Consider the following 16,230-nt stretch of genomic DNA (forward strand, 5'->3'; position numbering starts at 1 on the left):
AAGAACATGTTTGGGTGCATGAACAGACTCATCCTTTCTTTTTACCAGAATTACCGCGCACATAATTGGCATCAAACAGGAACAGCTTCATAATCAGCACAAGCGAAGGAATGAGCACGAGTAACCCCAGACTAAACGCTGTAATGAGCGCAATCCCCATCGTGCGATTCGTAAAGCCGTCGTAAATATTGATGTAAGGATACAGAATGTACGGAAGGTGGGATCGCCCGTAACCATACCAGGCAAAGGCAAACTGAAGCATGACAGCAACAAAACACCAACCCAGATATTTACTTTTCCACACCAGCGACACGGCAATGACAAAACAAATAAACGAAGCGATGAACATCCACGAAATATTCACCATCTGCTCAAAGTGTGCGGGATTCTGTTTGTTAATCTGCAGAAAAGCCAGAAAGCTTGCAAAAATGGTAGGCAAACTCCAGAGCAGCGCGTACTCTCGAAGCACCTCATATGCTGGCTCATCCCCCGCCCGTTTTGCATAATAGGAAAGAAACATCGCCGAGATGTACAGCACACTAACCAGTGCAAGCAAAACAACCGACCAGGTATAGGGATTCGTCAAAAATTCACGCCAGCGAAAAAACACCTGATCGCCCACCTCTTCAATGATCCCGCCTTCGGATATTGCCAAAATGGTGGAGAACACGGCTGGAATCAGCAATCCCGTCGCCCCGTACAATGCCATATAGATCCGGCTGTTCTGCCCATGATTGCCATAGGTATTGTAGGCGTAATACACGCCCCGGATCGCAAGCAGTACAATGGCCAGGGAACCCGGAACCAGCAAAGCCGTCCCGTAATAAAAGGCGCTGTCCGGATAAAACCCGACCAGTCCGACCACAAAAAAGATCAAAAACACATTCGTCACTTCCCACACGGGAGACAGGTAGCGCTGAATGATGTTATGAATTTTGTTCTCATGCCCGGTCAAAATGCTATAAAAGCTGAAGAACCCGGCGCCAAAATCAATCGACGCAACGATCAAGTAACCGAACAAAAACGTCCACAATATTGCGATGCCTGCAATTTCGAAACTCAATGCACGATCCCTCCTTCAAGCCCCAGAGACTCTAGTTCCTTCTCTGCTTCCTTGTTGCGGAACAGCTTGCTGAGTACCCGAATGCACGAGAAACACAGGATCAGATACAGCAAGATGAACAACACTAACATCCATCCTACCGAAGTTGACGTCGTGGCCGCTTCCGCCACCTTCATATATCCGCGTAAGATCCAAGGCTGCCTGCCCACTTCAGCGAACATCCACCCCAACTCGATCGCAATCATGGCCAGAGGCCCCAGCAAGACGATGCCAAGCAACAGCCATTTGGGGTATGGCTTACGCCCTGGCAACCAGCGCCGCAATACATATAACACAGGAATCATCAGGATGATTACTCCCGTTGTGACCTTCAGGTCGAACATATAATGAATGGACAGTGGTGGCCTCAGATCCGCCGGAAATTCTTCGAGACCTTTCACTTCCGTATCGGGACGATTCCCCGCCAAAATGCTAAGTGCATAGGGAATCTCAATCGCGTATTTCACTTCATTGTTCTCATCCAAAATCCCCCCATAAACGAGCGGTGCCTCTTTCATCGTCTTGAAATGCCATTCTGCGGCAGCCAACTTCTCCGGCTGATATTTCGCAAGAAATTTACCGGAGGAATCGCCGATCATGACGGTACTAATGGCAAATACGAGCGCAGATACCGTCGTGAGTTTCAGTGCTTTTTTGTAATACACATGATCCCGTCCCCGAAGCAAACTGAAGGCGGCTATCCCCGCCAGGATACCTGCACTCAAGGTGTAGGATGAGGCGAGTACATGGGACACTTTGGTTGGCGTTGCCGGATTCAACATGGCAGCAATCGGATGAATGTCTTTCATGATGCCATTAATCAGGGTAAATCCCTGAGGCTGGTTCATGAAGGAGTTCACCGTTGTAATAAAAATCGCAGATGCAGATGAGCCGAGAGCTACCGGAATCAACAGCAGCATATGCGTATATTTCTTTTTGAAACGATCCCACGTATAGAGGTAAATTCCAAGAAAGATCGCCTCTATAAAAAAGGCAAACGTCTCCATGAACAGCGGCAGGGCGATTGCCTGCCCCGCTACCCGCATAAACATCGGCCACAGCAGACTGAGCTGTAATCCGATCGAGGTGCCTGTAACAACGCCCACGGCAACGGTGATGACAAAACCTCGTGCCCACCGGCGTGCCAGCAAGGTGTAATGCATATCATTGGTTCGGAGTCCTCGCCACTCGGCCAAGGCAATCATAAGTGGAACACCTACACCAATAGAGGCAAAAATAATGTGTACAAACAGGGTAAGGCCGGTTAGTATCCGGCTGAGCAAAACAGGGTCCAGGGATGACATGGTTACACTCCTCTTTCACATAATCGTTATGTACGACAGCAGTTACTCTGCTTGAACGTGTATCTCAATAACTCATGATTCGGATGATGCTCTTCACAACGGCATACAGCACAACCACAGCTGCAACCAGACAGACGATAATGAGTGTTTTCTCTTGTTTACGGAACATATACCTGCCGTCCTCCTTTTGCACGGGATGCAAATTATGGCTCTATAGACAGTTTGCAAAAGAAGTTGTTTTTTTATCCGGGGAAATTGAAAAACAAAAAAAGCCTTTCCCCTTATCACGCTCACGCGCTGAAGGGCAAAGGCTCTATTCGTAGGTCTCGTACATAAACTTGGTTCATAAAAAAAGTGAAATACATTTCTTCATCCAATCTTAAATTCACACCAATACGTCCTGCTTGGGCAGTCTGACCTTGAACGTACTTCCTTTGTCCGGTGCAGATATAAAAGTCAGCGTACCCTTGTGATCCTCTACAATTTTACGGGAAATGTACAACCCAATTCCTGTTCCACCAATCTGCCGATGATCCGAATTATCGACCCGATAGAATTTATTAAACAGCATGTCCTTCTCTTGCTCCGCAATACCTATTCCGTAATCACGCACATCAAGACATAACCATTCCTCTTCTTCCCATAACGTAATATCAATACGATCGGCTCCCGGAGAATACTTAACTGCATTGCCCACCAGATTATGCAGAACCTGAACCATCCTGTTCTGGTCCGCATAAGCAAAGAAGTCTCCATTAAACGTATGCACGTAGATACGTTGGGCAGACTTCATATTCCACTGTTCGGCAACCCCTTCTACCAACTCCACCAGCGGTACATACGTCATGTGATAAGTCATACCTTCGTTGTCGAGGCGCTGAATATCGAGTACATCATCGAGCAAACTGCTCAGCCGCTTGCCCTCCGAAGAGATGGTCTGCATGAATTCCCGCTGTTGAGCTGCCGGAAGGTCATACATCATCATAAGTTCCACATATCCCATAATGGTGGCTACAGGCGTTCGAAGCTCATGAGATACCACACTGATCAGCTCATTTTTCATCCGATCCAGCCGTTCTTCTCCTGTTCGGTCACGGAACACCAGCAGAAACCCATGGTTTTTACCGGGGACATCCATCTGCTTCATGTACAAGGAAAATACACTTTTATCCACATTATTGAATATAAATTCGGTCTCGATAAACGCCGTTTCTCCATTCAGGAATGCTCTCGTCTGTTCCATCAGATTGAAGTTGTCCGTTAATACCATCGTATCAATCGCCTGCGCCAAATCCTCAATGGATCTGCCCATAAAATCACCCAAACCAAACATCTCTTCTATCCTTCGATTGACGATGGTTATGGTACCTGATCGATCAGACATCACGAGCCCTTCTCGTACGGATTCAATAAATTGCTCACTGATATCTCGCTGTTCCTGGATGGCAATCTTCTCATTGAACAACTCCGAGTTCAGCTTCTCCAGCGCAAGGGCATGACGTACACGATCTTCTTCTGCTCTGGTCCGCTCCGTAATATCCTTAATAAACAGGTTATATAATGTCTCATTTTTGCCCAACTGGATCTCAACAATTTTGTACTCAATCGGAAATACGGAACCATCCCGTCGGATACCTGAAATTTCTTCAACGATGGTGTATCTTTTACCTTCAACATATTCAAATCGCTCCAGCAAATTCTTGATCTCCTTGCAGCTGGCCCCTTGAAAAAGAGATGGCGCTTCCTTGTGCAGGATCACTTCTTCCCGACGCAATCCAAACATTCTTTCAGCCTCCGGATTAAACTCAACGATCAGCCCATTGGAGTCCACAGCGATAATCGCATCAATAGAGGATTCAATAATGGCACGTTTGACCTCTTCACTATTCTTGAGTTCCTTGGTACGCTCGATAACCCTGTCCTCCAGCGTTAACTTGTCGTGACGAATCTGTTCGAATTGTTCCAGCAGCACATCGGCCATTTTGCGCAAATTACCAATCAGGATCTGTACTTCGGTTACATGGCTGGTTGGCCACTCCATCTTCCCATTTCGAAACAGCAGTCTCGGAAGAGAGCCTGTCATTCGGGTCAGTCTTAACAGCGGGCTAACAACCTTACTGCTGAGAGGAGCCGCTACGATCATGGAAGCCACGATGATGATGAACAGGGATTGCAGCGTGGTCAGATAAATGGATTCGATTCGGGGGTAATACTCGGACGAGTCAGTCACAATGAATACCCGATAAGGTGTTAACCTTGTCATTTCTGCTTCATAGATAAAAGAGGCTTGTTTCCAATGATTCAATACATCGCTGTAATGGATATTTGCGGAACTTAACAGAATGAGGTTATCCCTCGACTTCAGAAGACGGAATCTGTCCATGTCCAGATACTCGCCCACCTGTAGTGTATTCAAACCAGAAGCGACGACTGTATCATTGCGATTCAGCAGAATCACATTCACACCCAGTAGATGATGATAACGCGCCATATTCTGATCCATATTCTCAGAGGTAACGTACTCTTCATCAAGATCCTGAACAACCGCAGTTGCTGCATATTTCATATCACGTAATATGGCATCATTCATTTGCCCCAATTGTCTGCGGCTATCTGCGGATAACAGTACGAGAGAAACAAATACCACAAAGGCGACTACGTATTTAAACGCAATTCTTGTTAGTGGAATGGTTCCCATGCGTTTTGATTTGTGTTCACCCGTGGTGATCCAAAAATCAACTACAATTCCCGCAATCAGCGCATTCACCATACCAATCACAGCAATATACATATACTCATACTTCAAATCGTCTATATTTAGACCCAACATAAAATGCCCGCCATAGATAACAGGAAGTAACATCACTACCCAAAAGACAGCATCAGCCTTGATTAAGCTGCCATTCTTCCAGCGGATCTGCCAACCGAGCATCCAAATTAATTCCATGAAGTGGGCAAGCATGACAGTTAAATTGTGCGGCACAAAGCCGACAAAGACGGTATTCAGGAGATGGATAACTGTAAGGGTGACAAATCCATAGATGGCCCCATGCAAACGAAGAGCAATGAGTGCTGCCGCGCTACCAATCATAAACTGTACACCATAGAATAAAGTAAACGGAAAAATAGTGCTTAATGAGCCCAGAATGATCAGAATGCTGGTCCCAATCCAGGGTATTCTCAGCTTCAACACGACCCAATCTAGCATAAGTCTTACCTTTATACGATCCATAAGCAATTGCCCTCATGGACCATTTTTTCTTCTGTTTTCAACAACAACGTTGGTTCCCCCTATAAACTTAAGCGGATACAATATTACTTTTTTCCCCTTAACTCGTTCTGATCCATTATACTGTAATTAGTACTTGGTGTAGCTTTGGGAAATTCTGATTGATCGGCAACCAAACTACATTCATGCTAGAATATTGAAGTTCATTCAAAAAGCGTATTCTTTCTCTACATATACATCCTATATTTTGGGATAGAAACATTAAAAAATTTGCGGTATTTATTCGCAATTCACCTTGTTTTTTTAGCATTTTCTTAACATATTATTTTCACCAGGAGTGTGACCCTATGACTATCAAAGTACTTCTTATAGAAGATGAGAAAAATCTGGCCGACATGATTGCTTTCTTTCTTGAGGAGGAAGGATACATCACTGAACGGGTTCATCATGCCCGCGAGGCACTTCAACTGTTTCCACAATTCCAGCCGGATATTGTTGTAACGGATCTCATGCTTCCTGAAATGGATGGAAATGATCTCGTAGAAGCCTTTCGCCAGCACTCCACTGTGCCCATTCTGATGATCTCGGCAAGCACCATGCTGAATGATCGACTTCGTGCATTGCATAACGGTGCGGATGACTTTCTGTGCAAACCATTTAGTTTGAAAGAGTTGGATGCCCGGATTAAAGCACTCCTGCGAAGATCAATCATTTCCTATAAGGATAAACCGGTAAAAGAAGATAAGCAGGCAGAGGTTACTGGACATGTGAATGTGAATGAATACAGGAGAACTCTGTTTGTGGATGGCGTTGAAATCGAGGTCACTCATATTGAATTTGAGATTATGAAGGAATTGTACCGAAATCCGGGCAAAGTGTTCACCCGCAATGAATTGATGGATCGGATCAAAGGCTCCGAACGCGCCTATCTGGATCGTACTATTGATGTTCATATCTCAAGTCTGCGTAAAAAAATTGAGCCTGACCCCAAGAACCCACGTTATATTAAGACGGTTTGGGGAACAGGCTATAAATATGTGATCTAATACGATCGTAACGATTAAACAGTTAAACACTTTTGGCCATATCCCTCTTTTATCTCATGGATAAGATGGGTGGTATGGCTATTTTTGAGTTATGGATAGACGAAGAATGAAACCAATTTTCCATATCCTTGATGAGTTGATTCGGGTCTTGCTCATTCCAGAGAATCATCTTCATCTCACCCGTACCTGTAATTTCTTGCAGGTGACGCTTACGAATAAGGGATTGGAAATCCGTAATGACTAGTAACGGAAGTTGTGGCATAAAAGCCCGAATGGCATTTGCTGCTGACACCGCTTCTTCGGCAACCTGATAATCAACAATACAATAACGGGCATTTTCCCAACTTCCCCGATGTGTTTCTATCGCAGAACCAGATGTTGAGTCCTCAATCCAGTTCGTGAACAATTGAATAATATTCTCATATGCAATACGACGTTTTCCATCCGAGAGCACGGTAATGGGTTCCATAGGTATACCTCCAGTTGATTCTTATCTTTATTGTGCCAATTTTCGTTTAAAAATGTTTGTGCGTGAACATGAAAGAAGTGTTAACAAATTTCGCACTTCTTCACATTAAGTGTTAGACACGTCCACTTCACTTCTGGATGATTTCGCAGATTCCACACATTGATGTAAAATAGAGAAATACCCGTGTGATTTAATTTACGGGAAGTTAAAGATGAATCTGGTACTATAGGAGGTTACATTGATGAATATTGTTTCCATTGAACCAACACCGAGTCCAAATACGATGATGTTACATCTCGATGAACGTCTGGAGGACGGAATTCGCAAAACATATACACTGGACAACGAACGATCTGCTCCGGCGTTCATTCGCCAGATGCTTCATATTCCCGGTGTAAAGAGTGTGTTCCACACAACAGACTTTGTCGCACTTGATCGTAAAGGGAATGCCGACTGGTCCGTTATCTTGGGCGAAGTCCAAAATCGCCTTGGACAGCACGGCATCGATCTGGACTGGATTGAATCCGAAGATGGTTCAGGCGAGCACTTCGGAGAAGCACAGGTATTTGTACAATTCTTCCGAGGTGTACCGATGCAAATTAGGGTCAAGGCCGGGGTCAAGGAAGAACGAATTTCGTTGTCAGACCGCTTTGTCAAAGCCGTAACAGAAGTCGCCAGTGCAACGATGATCAAAGAACGTAAACTGAGTGATTACGGTGTTCGATATGGTGAATTGCCTGATATTGCACGTGAAGTCGAGCAGGAATTGGAAGCCGCTTACCCGCCGGAACGGCTGGAGCAAGTCATTAAACAGGCCATTGAACATGGTACCAAATCCGAAGAGTTCGTCGAGCGCCGCCGTGAATTGGATGGAGCCGAACTTGAAGAGGCTCTGCGAAACGAAGACTGGAATGTTCGCTATGCGGCATTTGACAGCATGGAGCCTACGGCAGAAAGACTGCCTCTCGTAGCCCATGCCTTGCATGACAATAAAATGCAGATACGTCGCTTGGCTGTCGTATACCTGGGTGACATTCGTACACCGGAAGCGATGGAACTGCTGTATGAAGCACTTCAGGACAGTTCTCCTGCGGTACGCCGGACTGCCGGGGATACCTTGTCGGATATCGGTGATCCTGCCGCCACTCCAGCCATGACAGCTACGTTATCCGATAAAAGTAAACTTGTACGCTGGCGTGCAGCACGTTTTCTCTATGAGGTCGGAACTGAAGAAGCAGAGCAAGCGTTGCGCGTTGCAGCCGATGATCCTGAATTTGAAGTCAGCCTGCAGGCCAAGATGGCTCTGGAGCGGATCGAATCGGGCGAACAGGCTGCTGGAACGGTATGGCAGCAGATGGCTGGCCGTAACAAAAAAGAGGAATAGTCGTCTCTCAGACCTCATATCCAACAATTGTTATTGCACTGGAAAACCATGCGCGTTATACTGATTGTCTGTTTACTAAACAGGACACACGGTGTTAAGTTGTGTTGTTCATAATTTCATAGACAATAGATACACCTCATCCATTGATGGTGAGGTAGAGGTCGCGGGTGCGATCAGTACGCTGATGGAGGCGCTAAGGAGCCGCTTATGAGATCAGCCGAAAGGTGTACCCGCCGAAGCTCGCTGGACGTTCCTTATACGGTCCAGTGAGCTGGGGCTGCTGTCGAAAGGCGCAGAACTGTCACGGAAGTACATTTCCTTTATATAAGGTATGAATTCTTCTGTGTTGAGCTATCTTAATCATCTGGGACATGGTGCGGACATTGAAATATTAAAGACCGCAGGCTGATGCCTGTGGTCTTTTTGTTTTTATGAATTCAAGTATCGCAAACATCAGTATATCGAATGAAGGAGTGTTTCCATGCAAGACCGCAGTAACCCAACAACAACTGGACCTTCCCTGAAAAAAGGATTACGCGCACGCCATATGACGATGATCGCCCTCGGTGGCTCAATTGGTACCGGGCTGTTTCTCGCAAGTGGTACCGCCATCTCAACCGCAGGCCCTGGTGGAGCATTAATTGCCTATGTGGCCGTTGGCATCATGGTTTATTTCCTAATGACCAGCCTTGGTGAGCTTGCTACCTTTATGCCGGACTCCGGTTCATTTAATACGTATGCCGCACGTTTTGTCGATCCTGCTCTCGGGTTCGCCATGGGCTGGAACTTTTGGTACAACTGGGCGGTAACCATTGCAGCAGAGCTTGCTGCCGCTACTGTACTCATTAAATACTGGTTCCCCGACAGTTCATCCATGTTATGGAGCTTATTGTTCCTCGTGCTGATCTTTTCCTTGAACGTGTTGTCTGTTAAAGGTTATGGAGAGTCCGAGTACTGGTTCGCCATTATCAAAGTCGCTACTGTTATCATCTTCCTGGCCGTTGGTGTGCTCATGATCTTTGGTATTATGGGCGGAGAAGCCGTTGGTTTCAGCAACTTCACCATCGGTGATGCGCCCATCCATGGCGGATTCTTCGCTGTGCTTGGTGTGTTCATGGCTGCTGGATTCTCATTTCAAGGTACCGAGCTTATCGGAGTAGCTGCCGGTGAAAGTGAAAACCCGCGCGAGAATGTCCCTCGTGCAATTCGTCAGGTATTTTGGCGCATTCTGATTTTTTACATTTTGGCGATTACCGTGATCAGTTTGATCATCCCGTATACTCATCCGAATCTGCTCAAAGGTGACCTGGAAAATATCGGTGTCAGCCCGTTCACACTGGTGTTTGAGAAAGCTGGCCTCGCCATTGCGGCTTCCGTCATGAATGCCGTTATTCTGACTTCTGTACTCTCTGCCGGTAACTCAGGCATGTATGCTTCAAGCCGGGTTCTCTATGCTCTTGCCCGTGATGGTAAAGCCCCTCGTTTCCTCGGCAAGCTGAATAAAAAAGGCATTCCAATGAATGCACTTTTGCTTACAACAGCCGTTGGTATGTTGGCATTCCTTGCCTCCCTGTTTGGAGATGGGATTGTGTACACCTGGTTGTTGAATGCATCCGGGATGTGTGGTTTTATCACTTGGCTGGGTATCGCTATCAGTCATTATCGCTTCCGTCGTGCATACGTTGCACAAGGCAGGGATCTGAGCGATCTGCCTTACCGTGCACGCTGGTTCCCGTTTGGGCCGATCTTTGCTTTTGTCCTGTGTATCATCGTGATCATCGGACAGAACTATCAGGCATTCACGGGTGATCAGATCGACTGGAGTGGAGCCATCGTTGCCTACTTGAGCGTACCCCTGTTCCTGGTGTTGTGGCTCGGTTACAAATGGATCAAAAAGACCAAAGTGGTGCCGCTGCAGGAATGTGATTTCACACCTACCGATTCACCAACTGGTAAGCACTAACGAAGCAATATTTACACTTGCCACTTCGATGACAGAATAACCTTCCGATCGCTGTTATCCCCAGATTTTTTGATTCACTTTTACAAAGGTGAAAATCTGGTGATAAAGGCGCAGCGTATGCTTACGAAGTAGCTTTCTTGCAGAAAGCTTTTAGCTTCGCTTCTTCACGTTATTTCTGTCCTCTACGTTCTCATGTAAATGGTTAGTTCAGCTTATACAGCTGATACGATTTAACTTCATATTAAAAAAACCTCCCCTTGGCGTTGCAGTTTTCCTACTGTAGTGAAACGGGGAGGTTTTGTTTTGGGTCTACTCTTTCCCTGATCAATTCCTGTACGTCCTTTCGTCCTGTCCATATTTTGTATAGGTCGGTAAGTAAAATAGAGAAAGGTATACTATTTTTCTTGGACAATGGGAGTTGGTGTATAATGAAAAAATTCTCTATTCTGCTCGTTCTATTGGGCATCCTGATCATCAGCTTTCCTTTCCTGCGGGAAACGTATTATGACTGGCAGCAAACCCGTGTCATGAACGATCTGGAGCAATTGCAAAACGGCTTGTCTAAGCTTAATCACTCCTTCGAACAAGGCATACAGGATGCAGCTTCTGCCGAGCCAACTACTGACAATACAGGTACAGTGCAAGAGGCCTCATCGGATACGTTGGGGGTGTTATCGATTGACAAGATTGATGTCCGCTTACCGATTCTGGAGGGTGCAACGGAAGCCAACATGAAGGTAGCTGCAACCCATCTTGTTGAAACCACCCGTATCGGGAACAAAGGTAATGCTGCCATAGCGGCTCATCGCGCCCACAAAAAAGGACGGCTGTTCAATCGTCTGGGAGAACTACAGATTGGTGATTCTATGGAAGTCACCCTGGCAGATCGAACGATTATTCAATACAAGGTAGATCAGATATCCGTTGTGGAGCCAACTGACTTATCTGTGCTGGAGGATCCCGGGCTTGGACAGGTCCTTACCTTGATTACCTGTGATCCACTCGTCAATCCAACACATCGCCTAATTGTAAGAGCTATTGCAGTGAAACCAACTGTTACGGGGACCTGATCCTCCCTAAATATCACCCAAAAATACCCTCTTAGCATATTCACACGTCGACGCTAAGTCTTCGTAGTGATTGCTAGAGGGTATTTCTATCTCACACGATGAATTTTAGATACTGCGTGTTTCGATCTAGCGATGAAGCTGTTTTCTGCGGCGGAAGTACATGAATCCCGCGCTACCTAGCGCCATCAGCATCATGCCCACAGCAGTGTAAGCCATTGTGCTCTCTTCACCTGTTTGTGGCAGCATTCCCTGAGATCCAGAATTTCCGTTTGGCTGTGATGCGGAATTTCCATTGCCCTGTGATCCATCTGTATCCGTTCCAGCAGGAGGTGCAAGTGCACCATCCCCATCAGGTGCATCTGTATCCCCAACTGGAGGTGCAGTATCGTCACCGTTGGAATCGCCTGGTGTCGGTGTCACTACCCCGGAATCTTCATCTGTCGGACTTTCGCTTCCTCCCCCAGACTCTGTAGGTTCAGTTACAACTGTGCCTGGAACCGACGGATTTGGTTTTCCTGGTTCCGGAGTTACTGGTTTCTCTGGATCTGGTGTTACACCCGTAGTAGGTGTTCCCGGATTATAAGGTCCACTAGACCCACCACCCGATACCGGGATAACCTGATTTGTTTTTTCCACAACTACGGCTTCTGTTTGTATGTTCGTAATTTCAAATGGTACGGGTGTTGTTTCCAACATGTATCCGTTAGGCGCTTTTATTTCAACCAACTGATATTTATTGATATCCAAGCCTTCAAGTACAATTTCACCTTGTTGATTGGTTGTCAATGTAGCTTCATCTAGACCTGTTACCTTGTGGAACTCCCAATTCCCATTTGCATCCATCAATGCAGTCTGAGCCCGTAATTCAAATACAGCTCCTTGAAGGTGCTGAGTTCGACCCGCATTGGTTTTAATCAATTTCACAGAACGATCATTTTTTTTATTTTCAATGGTTATTTGAGTTTCCGGTTTGATAATAGATACAAGGGTCTCCGGCTGTTCAATAACAAAGCCTTCTGCCTTGGTCTCTACCAATGTATATGAACCATAGTCCAAACCATCGAATTCAATGACCCCATTTAGGTCGGTTACTTTTGTATCGATGACAATGTTGGAACGATCACGCAATTCGAATTCAATTCCGCTTAATACGGACTTATCCTTGGCATTTACTTTGGTAACGACAAGTTTACCACCTGCACCCATTGCATTAGACTTCGTCAATGTAATACTCTCCGTCTGATTCTCTACAATCGTAAACGGAATTGGTGTAGCATCCAATTGATAAAACTCAGGTGCCACGACTTCTACCAGCTCATAATCCCCTGGCGACAGTCCACCTTTGGCGATCCTTCCATCTTCCCCTGTCGTTAACTCATCGATTTTCTCTCGCGTTGCGCCGTCCTTGGAGTACAATTCGAAAGTTGCACCCTTAAGTGTCTTGGAGGAGTCCACCGCATCTACCTTGGTTAATTCAAACCCTTGACGAATCTTTTTATTTTCAATTTCAAAAGCGATATCCGCATCCTTGAATTCAATCGTTTTACCTGAGGCAGAGCCATATTCAGGATCAACCAAATATCCTGCCGGTGCAGATAATTCTTTTAACTTATAAGGTACACCGTTGGTTAGATTGTTTAATCGATAGTTTCTGGAGCTTTCAACCACACCATTCTCGTCCGTTGGTTTCAATGTTTCCAGAAGCGTAGTTCCAGAAGCATTATAGATTGCAAATATTGCCCCCTCCAGCGGAACTCCTGTATCACTGACTTTGTGAATTCTGATTTTGCCCAGACCTGTAGAGGCTCCTCCACCAGCTCCAGCTAAGGAAACTTTGATTCCCGACTGATTACCTTCTCCGATTACCGAGGAAGATTGGCCTGCAAATTCAACCTTATTCTCAATTCGGGCGCCATGATCGGCATTAATATAAGACTGATATTCCAAAATGAATGCGGTATGGATATCTTTCTTGAAGGTGAAGGTAAATGTATTGCCCTCTGCATTCAATTCATAATCAGCCGGATCAACAAGTCCAGCTTTGGTGGATACATTGCCTGAATTGTTGGCAGGTAAATTGGTTGCATATAATTTCAATGAATCAGCCAATAAAATCTGGTTCTCTGACAAGGTATCTGTTAATTGATTACCCGCAGGAATGAAAGATTGACTTGGATTGATATTTACCGTCCATGATGCTTTATCCGTTGTACCTTCTTGCTTGCCTGCTTTGCGCACGTATACACCACCGTTGGCAGGTGTAACACTGGCTGATCTATTAAATCGTATTGCACCACCCTCACCATCCGTCAGAACAGCCTGGTTGGCATATGCGCCTGCGACAGAATATGGTCCATCCAGACTTGTTTGGTACTGAATGCGATAAGCCATTTTGCCCATGTTACCCAGATCCAACACAAAACTTTTACCGTCCGGGTTCAGCTGGAATTGACCAGGTGTGAGCGGAACCTCGCTACCTACAGCAGTAACATTATTGGCTCCCTGCAACTCTAACTCATGAACTTTCAATGAGCTGTCTACGAAAGATTGGTCTCCAGTGTAAGCATCCTTAAGGATTGCGTCCTGAATATCAAACAAATTGTAGTTTACATCGATTGTCCAGGTGATCTTTTTATCTTTGGCGCTATATTCACCCTTTTTGTTACCATTTTGAATCGTGTAGTCCTGCGGTTTGACCGCAGCAGATTTTGTAATCGAAGTCTGTTTTACATCAGACTCTTCCCAATCGATCTTGGCTGAGTTGCGATATTCATCATTCGTTGGCATACCCGCTGTGGGATCAAAGCTTGTCTTATAAGTAATAACATGCTCCGTACTGAGCGTTACGCCGTCTTTCAAGCGAAGTGAGAATCCTTTTTCATACGTTGGATCAGCCGGGTCTGGAGTCAGTTCAAAGTCCTCTTTGTTAACACCACTCACTTGAAGACTACCCGGAATCAGTTTCATATGTCTGCCTTCGTAATTGTCGGTGATGACGATATCCGTCATGTCCTGCAAATCACGGTTCAAAACAATCTGCCATTCGATTTCTTTTGTGTTGAAGTTTTCACTTTTTACACTCTTTGCAAAAATGACTTCCTGAATATCTCTTCGGCCTGTTTTGGAAGTACCATCATACATGTTCACTGTGTTCGTAATGGTGTCGTTTGTATACACACGATGAATAGATTGAGTATCATATTCGATCTCATAGGCCTTTGTAATATCATTCTTAAAATGTAATTTGAAGCCATTATCGAACCCTGTACCCATCGCTTCGAGTGTGTATTCATTTGGATTGATCAGTGTTCTGTTGGAAGCCGCTCCACTTGCATTAATGTCCACTTGATACACTTTGACGGAATTGTTGATCAGTTGCTGTTTTGCCGTATCAAAGCGGTCTTCAATCCATGCATTCGTTTGCATAATTTCTTGCTGATTGTAGTTATATTGTACTTTCCATGTGACCGTCTGTGTCACCGGATCATACGCACTATCTTGCCCTGATTTGTTCAAAGGCTCATTAAAACTCACACGAACTCGGCCAATATCTGTTTCGTTGTGCTCGCTCTGATCTGTTGTAAGCGCAACCTGGTTTTGATACTCCACGTTAGTGAACGGAGCAGTGGTTGGTGCTTTAACACTTGTCGTATAGGTTACACGATAGGCCTTATCTGTATCTCCCAATTGAATTGGAAACTGTGGTTCCGTTTGAACTACTGGGCCTTCTTTAACAGATCCATTCAATTGCACTTCCAATTCGCGAATTTCGATATCGCCCTTGAGCTCTAGCCCTGTTGGGAACGTGTCTGCAAGAACAGCATTTTTCATAGCCTTCTCACCTTGGTTAAAATCTACAGTCCATTTAATTTCATCCGAGTTGAAGTTCTCTTTGTTTGCGCTTCCCGATTTCTTCAACTTATCTACGGCTGTGTTGGCAAAATGTACATCAATGATGCCCTGCCCTACGGAACTAAAGTCTATCTGTTGTTTCAAGCCATCTTCCATCTTGCTCTCATCGAACTTGATCCACACGTAGAAGTTACCTTCCAGCTTCGCATGCTCGATCAGTTCATTAAAGGTAAAGATGATTGTGCCATCTGGATTCACCACATACTCTCCAACACCGCCATCCAGATTACCCTTAAGCTGCGATCCGATGATGAATTTATCGGGCAAGTTAAAGGTGAACGTAGAGCCATCGCTGTAGTTGTGGTTGTCATCTGCAAGTCCCCATGTAAAGACTACAGCCACCTCATCCTGAATGCGTGGTCGAATATCCCCGATTTTATCTCCTTTGACTTCAATCGTGCCATTCCCGTTGTCTTCTGGTGCCTGATTGTACATCTGCACACTGGTAATCAATTGATCTGTAATTACCGGACCTGCAGCTGCCATTGCTAAACTGCTCTGGTTGAGGTTTCCCTCCCCCTCTTCTTCCGGAGTGGCAGCAACGTCAACGTTGTCCACCTCTTCCGAATCTGCCAAACCTTCTTCTGACGCTGTATCGCTGATTGCACTGGCTGGCAAATTAGTTAATTCATCCTGAGCATGCATTGTTGGTGTAAATATCCAACCCTGCATCATTTGCGTGACCAGTAACAGAGCAATGATCACTATGCTCACTTTTTTCCTCATTGTTTGCATATCCTCCTCGTACATA

General features: G+C 45.4%; 9 protein-coding genes and 1 riboswitch. Of the genes, 4 read left to right on the forward strand and 5 right to left on the reverse strand.

Annotation, left to right across the window (positions count from 1 at the left end):
* Positions 1-28 precede the first annotated feature (28 nt).
* The 3 genes from MHI55_RS26555 to MHI55_RS26565 all read right to left on the reverse strand — a co-directional run bounded on the left by MHI55_RS26555 (position 29) and on the right by MHI55_RS26565 (position 5,638).
* On the reverse strand, positions 29-1,063 hold the full coding sequence (locus MHI55_RS26555) for a cytochrome d ubiquinol oxidase subunit II (protein WP_076328904.1): 1,035 nt from the start codon (positions 1,061-1,063) through the stop codon (positions 29-31).
* Positions 1,060-2,406 carry a cytochrome ubiquinol oxidase subunit I gene (locus MHI55_RS26560; RefSeq protein WP_036606964.1) on the reverse strand — a complete coding sequence of 449 codons (1,347 nt, stop codon included), beginning with the start codon at positions 2,404-2,406 and terminating at the stop codon, positions 1,060-1,062. The genes MHI55_RS26555 and MHI55_RS26560 overlap by 4 nt, the downstream gene beginning before the upstream one ends.
* 385 nt (positions 2,407-2,791) lie before the next feature.
* On the reverse strand, positions 2,792-5,638 hold the full coding sequence (locus MHI55_RS26565) for an ATP-binding protein (protein WP_340387579.1): 2,847 nt from the start codon (positions 5,636-5,638) through the stop codon (positions 2,792-2,794).
* Between the two features lie 344 nt (positions 5,639-5,982).
* On the opposite strand from MHI55_RS26565, the gene MHI55_RS26570 reads away from it, so the two are divergent.
* A complete protein-coding gene (locus tag MHI55_RS26570) occupies positions 5,983-6,681 on the forward strand; it encodes a response regulator transcription factor (protein ID WP_036668013.1) in 699 nt (232 codons plus the stop codon).
* A 49-nt stretch (positions 6,682-6,730) separates the two neighbouring features.
* On the opposite strand, the gene MHI55_RS26575 is transcribed toward MHI55_RS26570, so the two are convergent.
* Positions 6,731-7,150, reverse strand: coding sequence for a hypothetical protein (locus MHI55_RS26575; protein WP_036606962.1), 420 nt, complete (start codon positions 7,148-7,150; stop codon positions 6,731-6,733).
* A 241-nt stretch (positions 7,151-7,391) separates the two neighbouring features.
* On the opposite strand from MHI55_RS26575, the gene MHI55_RS26580 reads away from it, so the two are divergent.
* From MHI55_RS26580 to MHI55_RS26590, 3 genes are all read left to right on the forward strand, one after another.
* Positions 7,392-8,534: a virulence factor gene (locus MHI55_RS26580; RefSeq protein ID WP_127546582.1), complete on the forward strand. Its 1,143-nt coding sequence runs from the start codon at positions 7,392-7,394 to the stop codon at positions 8,532-8,534.
* 147 nt (positions 8,535-8,681) lie between these two features.
* A riboswitch (Lysine riboswitch) is annotated at positions 8,682-8,896 on the forward strand.
* Between the two features lie 119 nt (positions 8,897-9,015).
* Entirely contained in the window at positions 9,016-10,497 is a 1,482-nt protein-coding gene (locus MHI55_RS26585; RefSeq protein ID WP_036668017.1) for an amino acid permease, read from the forward strand.
* Between the two features lie 428 nt (positions 10,498-10,925).
* Entirely contained in the window at positions 10,926-11,567 is a 642-nt protein-coding gene (locus MHI55_RS26590; RefSeq protein ID WP_076319645.1) for a class D sortase, read from the forward strand.
* Between the two features lie 126 nt (positions 11,568-11,693).
* Here the strand turns inward: MHI55_RS26590 and MHI55_RS26595 are convergent, their stop codons facing one another.
* Entirely contained in the window at positions 11,694-16,205 is a 4,512-nt protein-coding gene (locus MHI55_RS26595; RefSeq protein WP_340387581.1) for a collagen binding domain-containing protein, read from the reverse strand.
* Between the last annotated feature and the right edge of the window lie 25 nt (positions 16,206-16,230).

The organism is Paenibacillus sp. FSL E2-0151 (genome assembly GCF_037993015.1).
Classification (GTDB): Bacteria; Bacillota; Bacilli; order Paenibacillales; family Paenibacillaceae; genus Paenibacillus; species Paenibacillus amylolyticus.

What these genes read in the sequence shown, in the direction of transcription:
- MHI55_RS26585 (WP_036668017.1), top strand. Translation starts at nt 9,016, where the DNA reads ATGCAAGACCGCAGTAACCCAACAACAACTGGACCTTCCCTGAAAAAA.
- MHI55_RS26565 (WP_340387579.1), bottom strand. Translation starts at nt 5,638, where the DNA reads ATGGATCGTATAAAGGTAAGACTTATGCTAGATTGGGTCGTGTTGAAG.
- MHI55_RS26580 (WP_127546582.1), top strand. Translation starts at nt 7,392, where the DNA reads ATGAATATTGTTTCCATTGAACCAACACCGAGTCCAAATACGATGATG.
- MHI55_RS26595 (WP_340387581.1), bottom strand. Translation starts at nt 16,205, where the DNA reads ATGAGGAAAAAAGTGAGCATAGTGATCATTGCTCTGTTACTGGTCACG.
- MHI55_RS26560 (WP_036606964.1), bottom strand. Translation starts at nt 2,406, where the DNA reads ATGTCATCCCTGGACCCTGTTTTGCTCAGCCGGATACTAACCGGCCTT.
- MHI55_RS26570 (WP_036668013.1), top strand. Translation starts at nt 5,983, where the DNA reads ATGACTATCAAAGTACTTCTTATAGAAGATGAGAAAAATCTGGCCGAC.
- MHI55_RS26590 (WP_076319645.1), top strand. Translation starts at nt 10,926, where the DNA reads ATGAAAAAATTCTCTATTCTGCTCGTTCTATTGGGCATCCTGATCATC.
- MHI55_RS26575 (WP_036606962.1), bottom strand. Translation starts at nt 7,150, where the DNA reads ATGGAACCCATTACCGTGCTCTCGGATGGAAAACGTCGTATTGCATAT.